This is a genomic window from Chryseobacterium sp. BIGb0232 (genome assembly GCF_024810195.1).
Lineage (GTDB): Bacteria > Bacteroidota > Bacteroidia > Flavobacteriales > Weeksellaceae > Chryseobacterium > Chryseobacterium pennae.
On record NZ_JANUEH010000001.1, the window covers coordinates 1,367,757 to 1,388,741 of the forward strand.

The window sequence follows — 20,985 nt, forward strand, 5'->3', positions numbered from 1 at the left end:
ACTAAACATGCTGTGCAAGTAGGAATTTAATTAATAATTCCGCACTGTAATATGATAACAACTTTGCTGTCTTTCTTTTATGTAATAAATTCTACCAGCATCAGCATAATGCTTTAAAACTTTCTCCAAAGCAACTTCCATTTTAGGGTTATTTTTGAGAACATTATTGAACCTTACATAAGAAATATCGAAGGAGTTGCCATAGTTGTGAGAACTTATTCCCAGTGAAGCATTGGAATTCACCCTTCTCAGCCTGCATTGATCTTCCAATGTTCTGGTAATAGATGAAACCGTAAAGGTTCCCCCTTTTGTTGCCTTATTAAATTTAGACCCAATATTTTCCAACGTAGTCTTTCCTTTAGAAACCATATAAGCTCTGCTATAATCAAGCCTCTGAATCTGGTATCCTTTTCCGGATTTCTTTATTTTATGAAACTTTCCTTTGCTGATATATTTCTGTATGGTTTTGGAGTCTTTCAATAAATGTACTCCAAAACTTTTGGAGGCATCCAGATGGGATTTATAAAGTGCTGTAGGTTCCACCTTTAAAACAGTTGTAAGATCATAACAGGGAAGCGTTTTTTTTACTGCCTGCGAATAATGTAAACTATACATAAAAGGTACAAAGACCACACAAAGAAACTTTCTCATTAACCACCACTTTAAATTAGTACCGAACAATAAAACGATTATGTTAGCTCTTTCATCAGCAGCTATAATCGTATTCCGACAAATCCCAAACAAACATTAAACCAATTTGTTTAATTTATAATATTTATTCCTTTAATTTTGAAATATTTTTTCAGTTTTAACTTTTTACTTTAAGATATAAATTCTACATTTGAGTTACATTTTTAAAATAAACAACATGATAAAAAAACTTTTTGCTGAATTTTTCGGCACATTTTGGCTTGTTTTCGGAGGTTGCGGGAGCGCTGTTTTTGCAGCGGGTGTTCCTGATATTGGGATCGGACTTTTAGGAGTTGCGCTAGCCTTCGGTCTTACTGTTCTTACAATGGCATATGCTGTAGGTCATATTTCCGGCGGTCACTTCAATCCTGCAGTTTCTTTCGGGCTTTTAGCTGGGGGTAGATTCTCTGCTAAAGACCTTATCCCTTATATTGTAGCGCAGTGTCTTGGTGCTATTGTAGCTGCAGGATGTCTATACACTATTCTTAACGGAGCCGGGGTTGTAGATTTCTCAGCACCTGGAGCTTTTGCTACCAATTTTTATGGGGAAGCAGTCTACAACGGGAAAGCATTCAGTATGGGTGCTGCATTTCTGGCGGAGTTTTTATTAACTGCCTTTTTCCTTATCGTGATTATGGGTGCTACAGATAAATGGGCTAATGGTAAATTTGCCGGTATTGCGATTGGACTTGCCCTTACTTTGATCCACCTGATCTCTATCCCTATTACGAATACTTCTGTAAACCCTGCAAGATCCCTTTCGCAGGCAGTTTTCACAGGCGGATTGGCTATGTCACAACTTTGGTTGTTCTGGGTAGCTCCTATTCTTGGTGGAATTGTAGGTGGATTGATCTACAAATTCTTACTTCAGAGAGATTCTGAGGAAGTAACGGATTAATTAAATTAAAGATAAATTTTAATCAAAATAAACTATCTCGATCGAGATAGTTTATTTTTTTTTATAACAATTGTAAAGCCGGAAATTTATAATAATCAATATAAATTTCCAATATTAGGTAGAAAACTGATATACAATTTTATTTTAGAACACCCAGATCCTTAAAGGCTGCTTTTGTAATTTATTTTCTACAGGCACCAAAATTTGAGCTGTTTACCTTTCTATTCTGCAGGAGTCTGGTTGCAAAAAAATAAGTTCCATCCCTATTTTCTACCAGCCAGTGTTTATTCCATTATCTCTTGTCCGGCCTGTCTTTGATCTAATAGTAAAGTGATTAAAATCTTTATTTACTGAATCCAACGATACTAATCAATTGAATAATTTGTCCTACTCTCATGGTATTAATATAAGTTCTAAAAATAAAAGACTATGTAAATAAAGACACCTTAAAAAGTTATTATTTATTGAGATTCTGCCTCTTAATAATATTTTCTAATGTTACTGATATACGTTCAATATCCCCACCATCAGGATGAAAAATCCATAAAGAATTTTGATCTCGGTAATCAATACATAAGAGCTTTGTATTTTCTGAACCGATTGTTAAGCAATTCGAAATATCTTTATAGTTCAAATCTTGTCCTTTTGGAGAGATTCCATCAGTAATCTCCAATAATGAATGTACAAACCCTTTTAATTGGCTAATGGTAAGATAAGACGTTCCGTCTACATTTATTTTTTCACAAAGCTGGTTAAGATCATACAGATTAAAGTTCTCTTCATTTGAAAAGATTGAAATTTGAGAATCGAATTCACCACTGATCAAGTAATCAAAATAGGCTAATGGGATATCAACTTTTGCTCTATCCAGAATAGCTGTCAGTTGTTTTATTGTTTTTCCTTTTTTTTCAATAGTGATATTGGGATCAGAATACCCAAATTTATCTGATTTCCATTGTACTGTATTAAACTTAAACTCTCTTGAGCACTCCGGGCAATGTATGATCATAAAAATCATTTTTTTTCCGGATGCTGAGCTTAGAAAATCATAATCATGTTTGCTTAGCTTCTTGGGTTCAATTGTTTTTCCACAATCCCAAGGGTAAGGACAAATAATATCTTCCATATTCCTTTTTCAATAGTAAATCATCTCAATGAAAATTATATAAAACAATAACTATTTACGGACAATATGATTTATATCTAACTCTTAAATAGCATCGTTATCCTGCTAATATACAAAAAGAGAGCAACAAAAAATCCTGTCTTTCCGACAGGACCTCTATTTTCTTTTTTTAAGATCAAAAGGATTTTTAAAAATGAGTTCTTCCTGTTTTCCTTTGATTTCCATTTTACGCTGAAGTAAGTTTAAAGCTATTTTTCTAATAAAAAGATCTTTATCATTCAGTTTCCAGTAAGAATCTTCGTGAAGTCTTTTTGGAGGACGGATAAGATAGAATTCCGTATTCCAGGTATCTTCATTATGATAAAACTCAATAATTCCACAATGCTCAGGAATAAGACTGGAGTCTACCATTCCCATCGGCAATAAGAAACTGAAAGCGTTGCATACATAATCTCCACAGGAAATTTTATCGTGTTTAAGAAATTTTTCTCCGGTATCTTTATTGATATATGATTTTTTAAAATCATTTTTAAAATCGCTTTTTGAAAGTTTGATCTCTATTTCATGACTTATTCCTTCTGCATCAACAATAAGAATATCGGCTTCCCAATCCGCCTGAAAATAATTCGTCAAGACGAGTTCTTTTTCAAAATCGCAGTGGGTATGGATGTATGCGTGAACAAGTTCTTCTATTTTAAGCATAATTTAGAATTTAGACCGGAGACCTGAAACCTCATACAAAGAATGTTCTTTGTTAACTAACCAACAGGCTGCAACCCCTGATGTCAGAGTGATCTATTCTTCCCAGCACCTGAAATTTATCACCTGTTATTTTACCCAGATCCTGAGTGGCAATAAAGGCACAGGAATGGATATTGGCTAAATCAATGATATTGATCGCTCCTGTTCTTCCTTCTTTTTCGTAAGAGAAAGGATCTTCTGCGTTTCTGATCTTAATCCGCATCCAATTGGGACATTGATATTCATTATTTCCAAGAGAATAAGCCTGGGATAGCAATTCTGTCATTGAATATTCTGAATAAATCGTATCGGTTTTAAAGCCCTCCTGCAATATTTTCAAAAGCTCATCTTTCGTCATTTCTTCTTTTCGTCCTTTCATTCCTCCGGTTTCGATAACGATTAGGTTTTCAAGAACATTTATAGATTCCCCACTTCGCTCGGAATGGCAGTAATCTAAGAAATCTAAAAGGGCAAAAGAAACCCCGAAAAGAATTACTTTTTTATCACGCAACTGATTTAAAAGATCAAAAAGATCGGAATGATTGTAAAGGAAATAACCGTTTTCTGACTTGTCAGATTTTTTCATCAGATAATCCACCATGTAAATTAGGGATGAATTCTGTTTTTCCAGATAACTTGGAAGCAGCCCAAGGAAAATAAAGTCTTCAGGTTTTCCAATAAACTGATCAAAGCTTTTATAAATACTTTCTTCATACAAACCTGTATTGGCTATGAAGTGTTTTGAAAGATTCATCTGCGTGGTTCCGGAACTTTGAAAAAAGAGATCTGTACTCACATTTTTATCAAGAATCTGATGATTTTTAAACATTTCAATCGGTAGAAAAGGAATTTTAGACAGATCGTCAACCTCATCAGGATTGATATTTAAAAAATCTACAAACTTCTTATATATCTCAACATTTTCATATTGATAACGAAATGTTTTCAATGTTACATTCAGGAAATCCTGCTCGGTCTGTATGTTGAATAGATTCTTCGGCTCCATAATTTTTTCGATCTTCTTATTACCTCTGTATAAAGCAATTATCTGGATAAAATATTTTTATTTAATGTTTTTTTAATATATGAATCTGACTTTGGTAAACTTCTTGCAATTACTTAACCGGAATATGGATTAAAAACAGAATGAGTCCCCCACTCATTCTCAAATTACCTCTTTTTAGGGGTAATTTTTTTGTTTTATTTTTCAAAAGTCTTCAGTTCAAAGTCTTTTTCAAAAACGCCATAGGTAAAATAGGAAATCCAGTCTCCCAGATTGATATATTTTGAGTTTTTTCCCAAATCCAATACCATGGGAAGATGGCGATGTCCATATACGAAATAATCTATATTCTCTGTCTTCAGCTTCTCCTTAGAATAGATAATTAAAAATTCTTTATCCTCCCCTAAGAATGCTTTGTCTTCTTCTCCTGAGATCATTTTATTCTTCTGAGAAAGATACAACGCCACTTTCATGGCAATATCGGGATGAAGCCATTTAAAAAACCATTGTGCCACCGGATTGGTAAAAAGTTTTTTCATTCTCTTATAACCTTTATCACCAGGCCCCAATCCATCTCCATGGGCCAGCAAAAACTGTTTTCCACCCATTTCAAAATATTGTTTCTGGTAAAAAACCGTACATCCAATCTCTTCTTCAAGATAATCTTTCATCCAAAGATCATGGTTTCCTACAAAGAAATAAATATGGATTCCTCTGTCTTTCAGTTCTGCAATTTTCCCTAAAACACGGATGTATCCTTTAGGTACCACATGTTTCCATTCATGCCAGAAGTCAAAAAGATCACCCATTAAAAATAAAACCTGTGCATCTTCCTTGATCTGATCCATCCATCGTATAAACTTTTCTTCACGAACCTTACTTTCTTTAGGAGTAGGGGCACCGAAATGCTGATCTGAAGCAAAGTATACTTTTTTTCCAGGTTCTAAATTAATTGTTGTTTTTAACACCGTCTGAACTTTATGGGATAATATTTATTGATTGTCTTCTGCAAACCATTCTCCATAAGAATTTTCAGTCTCATGAAGTTTAAGATAAGCCAGAGAAATTCCTTCAGGAAGTCTTGATTTTATTTTAGCTGCGATAGCATAGAGCATATTTTCACAGGTTGGCTGGAAACTGCAATAGATTACCTTGTGTCCTTTCTGTTCAAGATCATCTCCCAATTCTTTATGGGGAGTCAAGGCATTTAAAAGCACTGAATGATCCCAAACGTCTACGATCTCAGATTTTACGATACTTTTGATATCTCCGAAATCAACTACCATCCCGTTTTTAGGGTTTTCAATGTCATTAATCGGTTTTCCTTTCACTGTTACAAACAGCTTATAGGAATGTCCATGCATATTTTTACATTTCCCATCGTAGTTGTACAGTACGTGGGCTGTTTCGAATGTAAAAATTTTTGTAATACGTATCATATTGCAAAGATATGACAAAACCGCTTAACAAAGAAAAGACTGTCTCTATTACAATGATTTTCAAATAAAGTTCTAATCAATTTTCAGGGCGAAATTATTATCCGGAGTTCCGTCTGTATTAGCCGTATTGTAAGGAATGGTGAGCCATCCGCTTTTATTCATCACAAACTTAAAACCATAAGTTTTTCCTTTTTCGAACTGGGATTTGGGTACTGCAACCTCAAAGACATTATTCTTTTTTAGAGTCAGCTGATAAGATACATCATTCATATTCCAGTTATTAAATGCACCTGCTACAGAAACATTCTTAATAAATTCTGTATTTGAATTTTTAGGATATTGATAGGAAAAAATCACTTTATCGTTTTCTATCCTATATCCATATACTTCCTTCTTCAGATTTGGATGAGCAAAAGGTTCTGCAATCGTGATTTCTTCAGCCAGCATATAAGGATTCATCAGTTTTTTATCTATAATTCCCGCAATATGATTCACCATCTGATACATCACAGGAAATCCTTTATTTCCGTTATACATCACAACAATCGCCATATTATTATCCGGGAAGAAGCTGTATGCACTTACATTTCCACCGGAAAAACCATATGATCTTATATTATTAGAGTCTGTAATTTCCCAGCCATGCGCGAATTCCCAGTCATTATTTTTATAATTAAATGGTTTCCACATCATCTTTTTTGTTTCCGGTTTTAGAAAATCGTTTTTGCTGAAATGGATACTCCACTGTAGAAAAGCAGGAAGCGTAATCGCCAAACCATTTGCTGAATGAGATCTCACTCCATCAATAGTCATCAATTTCTCATACTGTCTCTTTTCCGGATTATAATTATACTTCCCTACTCTATTAGGAATTTTTTCAACTGAGTTGGAAGAAAACACGACCTGGTTTCTGGAATCAGAGAATTGATTTTCCAGAATATATTCTTCAAAGGTTTTGCCTGTTATTTCCTCAATGATCATCATAATCAAAAGATAATTGGTCTGATTATACCGGTAATGATCTCCGGCTTCAAACTCTATTTTTTCTTTTGACAGGCGATCAATGACTTCATTATGCGTTGCTTTCTCGGCAAAATCTTTAATATCAGCCATATCCGGTAATCCTGAAGAATGGGAAAGAAGATTTTTCACCTGTATGTTTTGCCAGTCTTTTGGCAAATTCTCTATATATTTTGAAATCTTATCATCCACCGACAGTTTTCCTTCTTCAACAAGTTTAAAAAGCCCAACATTAGCAATTAATTTTGTATTAGAGTAAACTCTGAACATGGACTTGGAATCCACTTTTTTATCACTTTCAAGATTTTCACGTCCATAGTATTGCTGGAATGTTACTTTATCATTTTTTACAATTCCTACAGCCATTCCAGGGATTTCATTAATCTGGATAACATTTTTTATATAACTGTCAATTATTTTTGACTGTTCTGCCGTCTGGCTGAATCCTAAAATGGATATATTAAAAAATAAGGCTGCTAAAACAGTCTGTTTCATTGTGTATCTATTCATTTATTTCTTATAAGACAAATACTAGCTTTATTATGTTACACTGAATAACATTTTTTTCTATCATTGCAAAAGCTTTCATCTTTTATTTATAAAGTTTTGGCTCTGTAATTCCTCTCTGTAAAAAGACTTTTTCATTCATTTTAAAATGCCTCTCGGTCATTCCGTTATAATATTCTTTAAGCGTAGGCAAATCATATTTAGCACGCAGTTTTTCAACATTTGCACTGTCTATTAATCCATTTTTAGGAACAGCCTGTTCAAAATTATTATAAGTTACCTGTGTACCAAACCTCTGTTTTTGATGAGTATTAACAGCTATTCGATCTTCCAGTAATGCATATTCATTTTTAGAAGCATTATTCCTATTGACTTCTTTTTGCATAGCCACAAGCATTGCTTTCTGAAATTCAATATCATGATCCGCATGCTGAATGGGCAACCAAAATTGTGTTGAATTTTCTTTTCCAACCTGTTTAAAACCTAAATAACCATACTGAGAGTAAAGCTTTTTAATTCTGTTTTGGTTATCTTTTCCTACACTGTCTCTTTTTGCCTCAAATATTTTCCAAACATTTTTCCCGTATTTTTCTGTCATATCTGCCGGGGGAATTCCTGCAAATTTCTGATCTATTTTCCCAATATAATTTAATTCGGAAATAATTTTTTCACGTTCGGAAGCAGATATATTTTTATTAGAATTACAGCTGATAAAAGTTATCGCAGCCCATGATAGTAATATTTTTTTCATATTAATTATTTATAATACTTCGAACACCAACATCCTCAACTAAATCTTTAGTTTCTCCAGCCAATTAGTTTCCACCCGCTTTATCTTCTTCGCTTCTGTATCAAACAGAACCCAAAGTGTAGAAGAATCCACAACCAGCTCATTATTACAATAAAATTCTACTTTTCTTGGTTGCTTTGCGCCTTCAGGAGTTTGTGGATAAGTTTTTACTGTAATCATATCATTCAGGTACACCTGCTTTTTGTACCGGATGTGATGATCCAGAAGCATCCACGCATCGTTTACATATTCTGTTTTTTGTTTTAAGAGATTCCAATGCTCCGCTGCCACTTCTTCTACCCAATGCACATACTGAACATTATTAACGTGGTTGTTCTGGTCTATATGCTCTTCTGTTACTTTGATCTGCTTTTCATAGACTAAATTCATTCCAATGAAATATTTACTCAAATGTATGGTTTTAAATTAAAGAAAAACGGAACCAGATGTTGATCTGATTCCGTTTTTAAAATATTCAATATTCTGAATTTATTTTTTAGCTTTTCCTGCCGGCTTTGTAGCTGTTGCAGAAGCTCCCAGTTTTGCTTTTACCAGATCCGTAATATCCTCACCTCCCTCAGTATAAACAAGGTTGGAACCACGTGTTGAAACGTCAAATATATAGTTCAGCCCTTTTTCCTTGGCTACTGCAGCAACAGCATCTTTTACTTTCTGTTGTAAAGGATTGTACAGCTCAGCCTGCTTAGCTGAAATTTCTTTAGCCGCCTGTGCTCTTGTATCTTCTATCTTTTTAGCCAGATTATCCAATTCCACTTGTGCTGCTTCCAATTCTTTGGTTAAAACAGCCTTATTAGCCTCAGTTAAAGTCTTCTCTTTATCCTGTGCTGTTTTTAATTTAGTTTGATATTCAGCAATAACTTTATCAATTTCTGCTTTTTTAACTTTTGTCAGATTATCAACCGTTTCACTGGCCATTTTTACATCAGGTAAATTAGCAAAAACCTCATCAGTGCTTATATTCCCGATCTTCTGTTGAGCATTTACAGCATTAGCCGTTAAAGTTAATCCTGCTGCAATAAAAAATAATTTAATTAGTTTCATTATAATATATACTTTTTCGAAAAATTTACTTTTTTTCCGTGCCCAAATATAATATAATTTTTCATTTGCTGTCATCCTGTTTTTTTAGACTTAATTAAGTCATCAATATCATTATAAATCCTTCAAGATCCTGCAAAGTGTTTTTCATAAAAACTGAATAAAAAATAAAGCTCTCCCCAAAAACTGGGGAGAGCTTCGAAAATATGTATAATGTAAAAAACTGACTATTTAATGAAACTGTGCTGTTTCTGTAGAATCTTTCATCGCTACGGTAGCAGAGGATCCATTGGTAACAACATTCTGAACTTCATCAAAATATCCTGTACCTACAAAAGACTGATGTTTTACTGCTCTGAATCCTTTTTCCTGTAAAGCAAATTCACGTTCCTGCAATTCTGAATATCCAGCCATCCCTCTTTCTTTATATGCTAAAGCCAATTCAAACATCGCTGTATTCAAAGCATGGAAACCAGCCAGTGTAATAAACTGGAATTTGTATCCCATTTTAGCCAACTCTTCGCGGAAAGTAGACATCTCCTCGACACTCAGTTTAGCAGCCCAGTTGAAAGAAGGTGAACAGTTATAAGCAAGCATTTTTCCCGGAAACTGCGCATGAATTCCATCGGCAAATCTTTTTGCCTGCTCTAAATCCGGGTTTGAAGTTTCCATCCAGATCAGATCTGCGTAAGGCGCATAAGATAAACCACGGTCTATCCCCTGCTCTACCCCGTTTCTTACTACATAAAAACCTTCAGAAGTTCTTTCTCCTGTTACGAATTTTTTATCTCTGTCATCAATATCTGAGGTCAGTAAGTCTGCCGCATCGGCATCTGTTCTTGCAATGATGAGACTTGGAACTCCCAATACATCAGCTGCCAGACGTGCTGCAATTAATTTATTGATAGCCTCCTGAGTAGGAACCAATACTTTCCCGCCCAAATGCCCGCATTTCTTTGCAGAAGAAAGCTGATCTTCAAAGTGTACACCGGCAGCGCCGGCCTCAATCATCTGCTTCATCAGTTCAAAAGCATTCAGATTTCCACCGAAACCTGCTTCAGCATCTGCAATGATGGGCACAAGATATTCTTTATCTCCGGTTCCGCTTACAGACTGTACCTGATCTGCTCTTAATAAAGCATTATTAATTTTTTTCACCACAGAAGGCACTGAATTCGCTGGATATAAAGACTGGTCCGGATACATTTCTCCAGACAGGTTAGCATCTGCAGCTACCTGCCACCCTGAAAGGTAAATGGCTTCCAGTCCTGCATCTACTTCCTGTACTGCCTGATTACCCGTTAAGGCTCCAAGTCCTGCCACATAATCCTGGGTATTTAATTTCTCCCAGAATTTTTTAGACATTTCTGTCGCAATGGTATAATCAATTGTGTAAGAACCACGAAGTTTTAAAACTTCTTCTGCTGTATATGGTCTTTTTACACCTTTCCAACGTGGGTTTGTCAGCCAATCTTGCTCCAGAGTCTGGATTTGTTCTTGTCTTGTTTTCATAATATTTGGATTTTGTTTGTTGAATTACGGGTTTGAGATACGAGATATGAAGTTTAGAGTAATGATCTACAGATGTAAAATTCAAGCTGTAAAACACTCAAAACCCCTACTCTCAGGTTAAATAAAAGGATATGCTTTAAGAGTTAAAAATTCTTCGAAGTTTTCTGAGAACACCAGCTCATTGAAAAGTTCTTTGGCAAGATTGAACTTTCCATTTTTAAAGCGGGCTTCACCAACATATTTTTCAATATTGTCCATTTCTTCGGACTCCCACTGAAGAACCATATTTCTGGTTAATGTTCTGTCACCGCTTAATACAGCTTCATTTTTCAGCCATTGCCAGATCTGTGTTCTTGAAATTTCTGCTGTAGCAGCATCTTCCATCAGATTGTAAATAGCTGCTGCCCCTACTCCCATCAGCCAGCTCTCCAGGTACAGAATCCCTACATTGATATTTTTTCTTACTCCTTTTTCTGTAATTTCTCCTTTAGGGATTTCCAGCAGTTCACTTTCCTGTATGCTGTATTCAAATTTCTTATCGATCTGGTTTTTGGAAGGCATATACTGATCAAAAATATCTTTAGCTACCGAAACCAATGCAGGGTGAGCTACCCAAGTTCCATCATGACCGTTTTTCACTTCTCTTTCTTTATCACTTCTTACTTTTTCAAAAGCAATAGTATTAGCTTCATCATCATCCTTTACCGGAATCTGTGCAGCCATTCCACCCATAGCATGAACGTTTCTTTTGTGACAGCCTTCAATTACCCTTTTTGAATAGGCACTCATAAAAGGTGAAGTCATAGTAACCTGATCTCTGTCCGGAACAATGAATTCCGGAAGGTTTCTGAATTTTTTGATATATGAGAAAATATAATCCCACCGGCCACAGTTCAGCCCTGAACTATGTTCTTTTAATTCATATAAAATCTCATCAATCTGAAATGAAGCGGTAATGGTTTCTATTAAAACAGTTGCTTTAATACTTCCCTGAGGAATCCCCAGATAATTCTGTGCGAAGACAAAAACTTCATTCCACCATCCTGCTTCTTTATAATGTTCTAATTTTGGAAGATAAAAATAGGGTCCGCTTCCCTTTTCCAAAAGGTTTTTTGCATTTCTGAAAAAGTAAATTCCAAAATCAGTTAATGATCCTGATGCTTCTTCATTATTAATCTGAATATGTTTTTCAGGAAGATGTAATCCTCTTGGACGAACCAATAAAACAGCTGTTTTTTCATTCAGTTGATAAGCTTTCCCTTTTTCGTTGACAAAATCAATAGTTCTGTTAACAGCATCCGTAAGATTAATCTGTCCTTCTATACAGTTTTCCCAAGTTGGCGAACTGCTGTCTTCAAAATCTGCCATGAAAGTAAAAGCTCCTGAATTCAGAGCATTGATGATCATTTTACGGTCAACAGGTCCTGTAATTTCAACTCTTCTGTCCAGCAAATCTTCCGGCAATGGGGCACACACCCAATTTCCATTTCTGATCTCTTCTGTTTCTTTTAAAAATTTCGGAAGAATCCCCTGATCGAATTCTTTCTGATTTTTTTTCCTTTCTTCTAAAAGTTCTACTCTTTTATGATTGAAATTCTGATGAAGGGCGATTAAGAAATCGATCAAATCCGGAGTGAAAATTTCTTCAAACTGCTTCTGAGCTGTTATTTTTAATTGAGTCTTAGTTTCCATAACATATTGATTTTGTGATTTGATGTTACAAACATAAATAAAAATTTTCACAAACAGCGAACGTTCGCTAAATTTATTTAAAAATTATTATGCGAATAATCGCATCTATTTATTTATATTTGAGTAATGAATTCAGACAGCGACTTTATCAAGACCGTTTTCGGGCTAAAACTGAAACAGCTGAGGCAAAAGAAAAATTGGTCTCTGCAGGATCTTGCCATAAAAACCGGATTATCAAAATCTTACCTTAACGAAATTGAAAACGGAAAAAAATATCCGAAACACGACAAGATCATCCAACTTTCTGAAGCCCTGAACTGCACTTTTGATGATCTGGTATCCACAAAGCTGGACAAAAGCCTTGCTCCGTTTAATGAAATCCTACAATCTGATTTCTTCAAGGAAGTTCCTTTGGAATTGTTCGGGATTAATAAAAACAATCTCATCAGTATTATCAGTGACGCTCCTAAAAAAGTAACTGCTTTTATTAATGCACTAATAGAGATTTCTCAGAACTATAATCTTGGGAAGGAAAGGTTTTATTTTGCAGTTTTACGATCCTTCCAGGAATTGTATGACAATTATTTCCCGGAAATTGAAGATAAAGTAGACCTGTTCACTGAAGAAAACCATCTTCAGATTGATAAGAATTTAAAGTCTGACATTCTGGAGAATATCCTTACGGAAAAATTCAGCTATACTATTCAGTCTGAAGATTTTGAAAGATATGGAACATTAGACAATCTAAGATCCCTATTTATTCCTGAAAAAAAATTACTGCTTCTGAATAAAAAACTGGAAAAGGATCAGAAAACATTTATTCTGGCTAAGGAAATAGGATTCAATGTACTGGAGCTAAAAGTCCGTCCAACCACCTATTCATGGCTTGACTTCGGAAGTTTTGAAGAAATTCTGAACAATTTTTATGCTTCTTATTTTGCAGGTGCTTTATTGATTTCAAAGGAGCCTACAATTGAAAAGACCTCAGAATTTTTTCAGCAAAACACCTGGGAACCTGAGAATTTCGCCAGTCTTATCAACAGCTTTACAAACTCACCTGAAACTTTTTATTATCGCCTTACTAATATCCTTTCTGCCGAAATGGGTATTAAAGATCTTTTCTATCTATGTCTGGTAAAAAAGAAAGGATCTGAAAAGATTCAAATTCTAAAAGAGCTCCACCTTAATCACCAACAGGCTCCCCATGCCAACGCAACCAATGAGCACTATTGCAGAAAATGGATCGCTGTGAAAAACCTACATTATTTAAAGGAAAATGAAACTCTGACAGATGCTCAGATCTCCCATTATAAAGATCAGGGAATAAGCTATCTTGTTATTTCCACCTCTCAGAAAAACCCTTTTTCTGATGGCAGCAACAGAAGTTATTGTCTGGGTATTTTACTGAATTCACAAACAATAAAAAAAATAGGCTTTATAAAATCTCCGTCACTAAAAACCATCAATGTAGGAGTAACCTGTGAATCCTGCAGTATCCCGGATTGTGAAGTAAGACAGGCTCCACCAGTTCGGTTGGAGAAGGAGCATTTCAATCTCAGCATGAAAAACTCAATTGAGAAGATAAGGAAAGAGTTCTGAACCTGAAGGGATAAAAATTTTAGAGTGGGAGCTAAAAACTATTTCATATCTTAGTAAAAACACACTTATGATATTGGACCTACTCTTCCCCAACCGATGTCTTCATTGTAACAGAATTATTGAGTCTAATCTTTTGGTTTGTGATATCTGTTTCAACCAGATTCATTTTACCCATTATGACTATTTCGAAAACAATCCTGTGAAAGAAAAATGCAGGCTTCTTTTTCCTGTTGAGAATACTTATGCTCTTATACAGTTTGAAGAAGAAAGTTTAAGCCGGAAAATTATTCATGAACTGAAATACAGAAGCAGAGAGATAACCGGAAGAATTCTTGGTGAATGGACAACCGACCGACTTGATTTCAAAAACCAAAAACCGGATCTTCTGGTAAGTGTTCCCCTTCATCCTAAAAAAATAAGGGAAAGAGGCTATAACCAGCTTCATTTATACACGGAAACCCTTTCAAAATATTATAGAATTCCCTTTGACCATCAATTAGTCAAACGAAATTATTATTCCAAAGCACAAGCCTTAAAAGATAAGCAGCATCGTCTGGAAACCATCAATACCTTTTCTGTTACTCAACCTGTAAACGGAAAACACATATTACTAATTGATGATGTCTTTACAACAGGAACCACCGTTTCGTCTATTGCATGGGAGATTTTAAATGCCGGTGAGCATAACAAGGTAAGTGTGCTGGTAATGGCAATGGATGTGTAAAGAGGTTTAAAGTTTTAGATTGTGATTTACAAGCACCGTTCTTTCCATAGAAGGACTTCAGTATAATTCTCCTGTTTTTGTGTTCCGATTCTTTTGCTTAATTTTCCGGAAAACAAAATAATCATGCCGAACCTAGTTTTATTACACGGAGCTTTAGGTCACTCTGAAATATTTACCCCTTATCTGGATAGTCTCTCATCCTATTTTACAATTCACACTCCTTTATTTTCAGGACATGGAAGTAATGATCTTCCTGCAGATGGAATCACTATAGAAAAATATACTCAGGAGTTGACAGAATACTGTACAGAAAATAATCTAACGGATGTACACATCCTAGGACACAGCATGGGTGGCTATGTTGCCCTTTGTTATGCTGTAAAACATCCTGAAAACATAAATTCTATTATGACTTTGGGAACAAAATTCGACTGGACAGAGGAACAAGCTTTAAAGGAAAGTAAAATGCTTAATCCTGATGTTATTCTTGAAAAAATCCCAAAATATGCACAAACTTTAGAGAAACAGCATGGCTCGAAATGGAAACAGTTACTTCCGGCTATTGCTGATTTAATGATTGCTCTGGGCAAAAATCCACCATTAAAAAATAATCTGGCTACAATTAATATTCCGGTTCAGATTATGGTAGGAGATCAGGACAATATGGTAACTATTGACGAAAGTACAGCTGTATACAGAGAGCTTCCAAATGCAAATTTGGCCGTACTCCCGGATACAAAGCATCCACTGGATAAAGTACGACCTAATTTATTGTTGAATTTAATGAGAGATTTCTGGAATCTTTCTTAAAATTATCGTTGAAGTTTTTCTCCGTAGCTTAAATCTCCGGCATCACCCAATCCTGGTGTAATATATCCTTTTGAGGTCAACTCTTCATCAATGGATCCTACCCAAATGTGAGCGTCAGGATAGGCATTTTGTACAGTTTCTACCCCTTGTCTTGAAGCAATGGCTGCTACAATGTGAAGCTGAGTTGGGTTTCCGTTGGTCAACAAGTCTTTGATTGCTTCAATCAGGGATGCGCCTGTTGCCAGCATAGGATCTGCTACGATTAAAGGTCTTCCTTCAATATTCGGACAAGTAAGGTAATCCTGTTTGATAGAGAAATAATCATTGGCATCGTGCTTTCTGTAAGCAGCCACGAAACCACAATCTGCTCTGTCAAGGTAATTAAGAATTCCTTCAAATAACGGAACTCCTGCTCTTAAAATGGTTGTAATCACCGGTTGTACTGCAATTTCCCTACTTTTAATAGTATCTAAAGGAGTTTGGATTTCAACATCTCTTACTTCCAATCCTTTACTGATTTCAAAGGCCGCAATTTCTCCGATTCTTTCCATATTTCTCCGGAATCTCATTCGGTCATGCTGAACATCAACGTTTCGAAGTTCATTAATCCATTCATTAACAAGAGAAAAATTTTGCGATAAAATAGTAAGCATGAAGATTTTAGGTTTTTTAATTACAGTTAGTAAAACATTAATTGCTGCAAAATTACAACTAAAAAACGAATTTGAAGATTAGGCATGAATAGAAATAGGCTATATTTATATAATTTTCCCAACCTATATATTTTATTTTTTTAATGATGAAAAGCCTAATTTTAGGAAAAATCAGTCCGGAGTTTATAAAAGATGAAACTCTGCCTGAATTATTAGTTCCCACCTTTGAAAAATATAAAGACAAAACAGCTTTTATATTTAAAAATAAAAAAATCTCCTATGCTGAACTGGATAGCTGGAGCAACGCTATTGCCCTTCAACTGCAAAACCAGGGAATACAACCCGGTGATAGTGTTGGAGTCTGGTATCCGAGAAGCCTTGAACTTCCTATTGCTATACTTGGAATTTTAAAGGCTGGTGCTGCTTATATTCCTCTGGACCGGGAAATGCCCGTAGACAGGATCAGGAAAGTTTTTACAGATATTGATGTTAAAGCTTATTTTTCGGATACGGATGCCCATATCCACTGTGAGCCATTGTCAATTGCAGCTCAACCGCAAAAGGCTGTATCCACACCGATAATCAGTCAAGTTCCGAACCATTGGGCTTATGTTCTATTTACATCAGGAAGTACAGGAAACCCTAAGGGAATTCCCATTTCCCACAGAAATATATGCCATCTGATCCGCTCTGAACAGGATTTTATAGGCATAAAAGATACGGATACTGTTTATCAGGGATTCTCAGTCTCTTTTGACATGTGGTGTGAAGAGGTATGGATTAGCCTTTTTGCTGGAGCAGCCATCTGGATTGCTGATTCTACTACTGTAAAAGCAATTGATGAACTCAGTCATATTTTAACAGAAAATAAAATCACAGTACTTCATGCAGTTCCAAGCATTCTGGCTATTATTGATGAAGTTCCCGCCATCAGACTCATTAATACCGGTGGGGAAGCCTGCACTCAACAGGTTCAGGATAAATGGGCAAAGCCTTACAGGACATTTATCAACAGCTATGGTCCTACAGAGACTACAGTTTCATCCAATATGATTAAACTAAACAGCCAGGAAGAACTTACAATCGGACCTCCTCTTCCCAATTACCACATTGCTATTGTTGATGAAAATATGAATATTCTTCCAAGGGGAGAACGTGGTGAAATGATTATTTCCGGGCCAGGCGTAAGTCATGGGTATTTTAACCTTCCGGAACTTACTGAACAGAAATTTTTATCAAATCCTTTTAATGAACTTCCCGGAGACAAGATCTATAAAACCGGAGATGCAGTTATTATCAGGGAGAATGGATTTATTGATTTTCAAGGAAGAATAGATGATCAAATCAAACTTCGTGGCTACAGAATTGAACTTGGAGAGATAGAAACCCGTCTTAACCAGCTTCAGGATGTTTCTGCTGCTGCTGTAGCGGTAAAAGAGGATTCCAACGGGCAAGGTCAGCTTGTGGGATATGCTGTAATGAGCAATGACACCTCATTTGAGGAGAGTGAAATGAGAAAGGAACTGTCCAAATTTCTGGCTCCTTATATGGTTCCTATTTCTATTGTCCGGATGAAGGAAATGCCTAGAATGCCTAGCGGTAAGATCGATAGAAAACAACTTCCTCTTCCAGAAAACTTTACCGTTCATGAAAAGAATGATGATATTAAAATTGATCTCAATGCTCCCGTACAGGAAAGATTATTACAAACGTTGAAATGGGTGTTTCCAGGAAAAGATATTAATCTGGAACAGGATTTTTTCACTGATTTAGGAGGACATTCTTTACTTGCAGCTACTTTGGTTTCACATTTACGTCAGAAAGCAGGAATTCCTATGGCTTCATTAAAAGAGATTTATGAAAACCGTCCTCTTTCTGCCTATTCGGAATGCCTTAAAAGTAAACAGACTCAAAAAGCCTCACATCATGAACCTTTTCACAGGGTTTCAACTTTACAGTATATTGCCTGTAATATTGCCCAGACCATAAGTCTGCTGGTTGTATTTGCCTTATTGAGTATTCAGATATTTTTTCCTTATTTAAGCTATTATTATTTTCAACTTAACGGATATGGACTGCATTATGCTCTATTAAGTGCATTTTTACTGTATACTTTAATTCCACCTATATATTCTCTGATTATCCTTTTAACCAAATGGCTGGTGATCGGAAAAATTAAAGAGGGAGATTATCCATTATGGGGATGGTATTATTTCAGATGGTGGCTATGGAAAACCATCAAAAGACTAATGCCATCTGAATTTATTGTAGAAACACCTTTATATCCGAAATATTTAAAATTACTTGGAGTAAAAGTACATCCAAGTGCCCAGCTTAGCTTATTACCAATTGCAGCAGAGGACCTTGTTACCATTGATGAAAACGTAAACACAAGTTCGGGATGCAGCATTGATAATGCTTCTGTTGAAAATGGAATTTTAAGAATAAGAAAAGTACATATTAAAGCTCATTCTTATCTGGGATCTTCTGTAATTATATGTGGAGACACAGTGATTGAGGAATTCGGAGAACTTCAAGATCTCAGCTGTCTGAATGAGGGTGGAAAAATCGGATTCGGAGAAGTATGGAATGGCAGTCCTGCTGAAAAGGTAAGGATAAAAACAGGAGAAGAAGTGGAAGTTCCTAAGCTTTCTTCAGCGGCAAAGAGAAACAAATACGCATTGTTATACTCCTGTTCTTTATTTTTCTTTCCGCTACTGATCGTTTTACCTTTAGCACCTACCCTTTATACACTGTATTACTTGGATGACCGCTCATCTGACTACAGTTTTTATTACCTGTGGCAGGCTCCGATACTTTCAACAGTATATATTTTACTGTTTATTGCCGTTGTATGTATTCTTACGAGGATTTTACAATACAAAATGAAGCCTGGAATCTATCCTGTGTATAGTTTTACCTATTACAGAAAATGGATCAAAGATCAGATCTTCAATTTATCGCTCATTATTGTACATCCACTTTTTGCTTCGATTTATATCACTAAATTTTACAGAATGATGGGTACAAAAGTGGGCAAAAATTCAGAAATATCAACAGCCAGCGATGTGTCACACCACCTTTTGGAAATTGGTGAAGGCTCTTTTATTGCCGACGCTGTTATCCTTGGGGAACATGATGTAAGAAATGAGAAATTAATTTTATCCAAAACAAAAATTGGAAATAACAGTTTTATAGGAAACAGTGGACTTATCCCACAAGGCTATGAATTGGGCGATAATATGCTGATCGGAGTATTAAGTAAAGCTCCTTCTGAAGAACAGCTTAAAAATTCATCTGAAAGAGACTGGTTTGGCTCTCCGCCAATAGGTCTTCCTTCGAGACAGAAATCAGAGGCATTTCAAGATAATCTTACTTACAACCCACCTTTCCGTCTTAAACTGGCAAGAGCTATTGTAGAAGGAATCAGAATTATCTTACCACAAACTATAGTAATTATATGCAGTGTGCTGTTTATTGCCTATACCAGTACTTATCTGGAAGGAAGAATCCATTATCTGCTCCTGCTTGCCCCTTTTTATTACCTGGGAATTGTTGCTTTACCATCTTTTTTCCTGACAGTATTGCTGAAGTGGATTTTTATAGGTAGGTACAAGGAGTCAGAAATGCCTATGTACAGTCTGAAAGTATGGTTAAGTGAAGGGATTACCACCATCTATGAGGCTCTTCCTGTACAGTTCTTCCTTGATTTTCTTCGCGGTACATGGTGGCTTCCATTCTTCATGCGTTTTCTGGGTGTTAAAATCGGCAAAAAAGTATGGCTTAACACAACAGACATTACAGAGTTTGATATGGTATCTATAGGTGATGAATCTATGCTAAATGAAGACTGTGGGCCTCAAACACATCTTTTTGAAGACAGGATAATGAAAATAGGAAATGTAACAATCGGAAGTCAGACCACCATCAATTCCCGAACGATCATTTTATATAATACTGAAATCGGAAATAATGTTAACATTGATGCTCTATCACTGGTAATGAAAGGAGAAGTTCTTTCTGATAACACTTCGTGGTACGGAAGCCCGTTGAGAGGCAAATAATTAAGTAGAAAGTTGGAGGCTGGAAGATAGAAGTTTTAAAGTTCAAAAAAAAATAAATAGGTATCATTTCATTGAAAAATACATAATAACGACAGAACGAATGTACAATAGAAACTTCCCTCTTCCTTTTTTCAGCCGGTAAAAAACAAAACACCATTATGAATTATTCCATCAAAAAAATTAAAATCAAAGACAACCTGGCCATTGTAAATGAGCTGGTGGGTGAGCTTCACGTTTCTGAAAAAGAGATGAATGATAAAACTGCAGACTGGACTCTGATCCGGAACAATTACCTCAAGTTTATGTCAGAATGTGAAGAGGAAAATGACGGCACTTTTCTCATTGCAGAAATTGACGGAAAAGCCATTGGGTTTTTGTTTGGATATATTGATGAGAAAGATGACAGTAATTTTGAACAGGGAGAAGGTGATGACCTGTACGTTTCGGAAGGATATGTGAAAAAGGAATACAGAAAACAAGGAATCTACTCTGCTCTTAATAAATCATTTGAAGAAACGTATTCTGATTATAAGATCCGGAAAATATACCGTTTTACTCTTTGCAATAATGACACAATGCAACGTTGGCTAAATTCACAGGGCTATCGGCCGGTAAGATTGGTTTATGAAAAATGGTTATAGAAGCTGGAAGTTTCTAT

19 protein-coding genes and 1 pseudogene are annotated in these 20,985 nt (G+C 35.6%); 6 read left to right on the forward strand and 14 right to left on the reverse strand.

Features of this window, described 5'->3' with window-relative positions; genetic code table 11:
• Positions 1-30: 30 nt before the first annotated feature.
• A complete protein-coding gene (locus M2372_RS05990) occupies positions 31-651 on the reverse strand; it encodes a DUF5715 family protein (RefSeq protein WP_185018683.1) in 621 nt (206 codons plus the stop codon).
• 220 nt (positions 652-871) lie between these two features.
• Between M2372_RS05990 and aqpZ the strand changes: the two genes are divergently transcribed.
• A complete protein-coding gene (aqpZ, locus tag M2372_RS05995; protein WP_123319053.1) occupies positions 872-1,588 on the forward strand; it encodes an aquaporin Z in 717 nt (238 codons plus the stop codon).
• Between the two features lie 181 nt (positions 1,589-1,769).
• On the opposite strand, the pseudogene M2372_RS25595 reads toward aqpZ, so the two are convergent.
• From M2372_RS25595 to aceB, 12 genes and pseudogenes are all read right to left on the reverse strand, one after another.
• A pseudogene (locus M2372_RS25595) lies at positions 1,770-1,918 on the reverse strand (penicillin-binding transpeptidase domain-containing protein); the annotation flags it as partial.
• 127 nt (positions 1,919-2,045) lie between these two features.
• Positions 2,046-2,714 carry a hypothetical protein gene (locus tag M2372_RS06000; RefSeq protein WP_123317977.1) on the reverse strand — a complete coding sequence of 223 codons (669 nt, stop codon included), beginning with the start codon at positions 2,712-2,714 and terminating at the stop codon, positions 2,046-2,048.
• A 156-nt stretch (positions 2,715-2,870) separates the two neighbouring features.
• Positions 2,871-3,416, reverse strand: coding sequence for a hypothetical protein (locus M2372_RS06005; protein WP_115970056.1), 546 nt, complete (start codon positions 3,414-3,416; stop codon positions 2,871-2,873).
• Between the two features lie 52 nt (positions 3,417-3,468).
• Positions 3,469-4,461, reverse strand: a complete 993-nt coding sequence (locus M2372_RS06010; protein WP_123317976.1) for an acyl transferase — start codon at positions 4,459-4,461, stop codon at positions 3,469-3,471.
• A gap of 194 nt (positions 4,462-4,655) precedes the next feature.
• Positions 4,656-5,426, reverse strand: a complete 771-nt coding sequence (locus M2372_RS06015; RefSeq protein ID WP_123317975.1) for a UDP-2,3-diacylglucosamine diphosphatase — start codon at positions 5,424-5,426, stop codon at positions 4,656-4,658.
• Positions 5,427-5,450: 24 nt separating this feature from the next.
• A complete protein-coding gene (locus M2372_RS06020; protein ID WP_115970053.1) occupies positions 5,451-5,897 on the reverse strand; it encodes a 6-carboxytetrahydropterin synthase in 447 nt (148 codons plus the stop codon).
• Between the two features lie 72 nt (positions 5,898-5,969).
• Positions 5,970-7,412 (reverse strand): serine hydrolase, encoded by a 1,443-nt coding sequence (locus M2372_RS06025; RefSeq protein WP_185018681.1) that lies wholly within the window; start codon positions 7,410-7,412, stop codon positions 5,970-5,972.
• A gap of 97 nt (positions 7,413-7,509) precedes the next feature.
• Positions 7,510-8,175 carry a DUF6624 domain-containing protein gene (locus tag M2372_RS06030; protein WP_123317973.1) on the reverse strand — a complete coding sequence of 222 codons (666 nt, stop codon included), beginning with the start codon at positions 8,173-8,175 and terminating at the stop codon, positions 7,510-7,512.
• Positions 8,176-8,214: 39 nt separating this feature from the next.
• Positions 8,215-8,625, reverse strand: a complete 411-nt coding sequence (locus tag M2372_RS06035; protein WP_259080645.1) for a thioesterase family protein — start codon at positions 8,623-8,625, stop codon at positions 8,215-8,217.
• 78 nt (positions 8,626-8,703) lie between these two features.
• Positions 8,704-9,276, reverse strand: a complete 573-nt coding sequence (locus M2372_RS06040) for an OmpH family outer membrane protein (protein WP_115970222.1) — start codon at positions 9,274-9,276, stop codon at positions 8,704-8,706.
• A 228-nt stretch (positions 9,277-9,504) separates the two neighbouring features.
• The gene (gene aceA / locus M2372_RS06045) at positions 9,505-10,785 is read right to left on the reverse strand and encodes an isocitrate lyase (RefSeq protein ID WP_123317971.1); all 1,281 of its coding nucleotides are present in this window, start codon (positions 10,783-10,785) and stop codon (positions 9,505-9,507) included.
• Between the two features lie 117 nt (positions 10,786-10,902).
• Entirely contained in the window at positions 10,903-12,477 is a 1,575-nt protein-coding gene (aceB, locus tag M2372_RS06050; RefSeq protein WP_123317970.1) for a malate synthase A, read from the reverse strand.
• A gap of 126 nt (positions 12,478-12,603) precedes the next feature.
• Between aceB and M2372_RS06055 the strand changes: the two genes are divergently transcribed.
• The 3 genes from M2372_RS06055 (at position 12,604) to M2372_RS06065 (ending at position 15,610) form a co-directional block, all read left to right on the forward strand.
• The gene (locus tag M2372_RS06055) at positions 12,604-14,076 is read left to right on the forward strand and encodes a helix-turn-helix domain-containing protein (protein WP_123317969.1); all 1,473 of its coding nucleotides are present in this window, start codon (positions 12,604-12,606) and stop codon (positions 14,074-14,076) included.
• 67 nt (positions 14,077-14,143) lie between these two features.
• Positions 14,144-14,800, forward strand: a complete 657-nt coding sequence (locus M2372_RS06060) for a ComF family protein (RefSeq protein WP_115970046.1) — start codon at positions 14,144-14,146, stop codon at positions 14,798-14,800.
• 123 nt (positions 14,801-14,923) lie between these two features.
• Positions 14,924-15,610 (forward strand): alpha/beta fold hydrolase, encoded by a 687-nt coding sequence (locus M2372_RS06065; RefSeq protein ID WP_123317968.1) that lies wholly within the window; start codon positions 14,924-14,926, stop codon positions 15,608-15,610.
• Positions 15,611-15,612: 2 nt separating this feature from the next.
• On the opposite strand, the gene upp is transcribed toward M2372_RS06065, so the two are convergent.
• Positions 15,613-16,263 (reverse strand): uracil phosphoribosyltransferase, encoded by a 651-nt coding sequence (gene upp, locus M2372_RS06070; RefSeq protein WP_123317967.1) that lies wholly within the window; start codon positions 16,261-16,263, stop codon positions 15,613-15,615.
• 143 nt (positions 16,264-16,406) lie between these two features.
• Here upp and M2372_RS06075 point away from each other — a divergent pair, with 143 nt between their 5' ends.
• Together M2372_RS06075 and M2372_RS06080 are read left to right on the forward strand one after the other, a co-directional pair.
• Positions 16,407-20,327 carry a Pls/PosA family non-ribosomal peptide synthetase gene (locus tag M2372_RS06075; RefSeq protein WP_123317966.1) on the forward strand — a complete coding sequence of 1,307 codons (3,921 nt, stop codon included), beginning with the start codon at positions 16,407-16,409 and terminating at the stop codon, positions 20,325-20,327.
• A gap of 158 nt (positions 20,328-20,485) precedes the next feature.
• Positions 20,486-20,968, forward strand: a complete 483-nt coding sequence (locus M2372_RS06080) for a GNAT family N-acetyltransferase (protein WP_123317965.1) — start codon at positions 20,486-20,488, stop codon at positions 20,966-20,968.
• Positions 20,969-20,985: the final 17 nt, after the last annotated feature.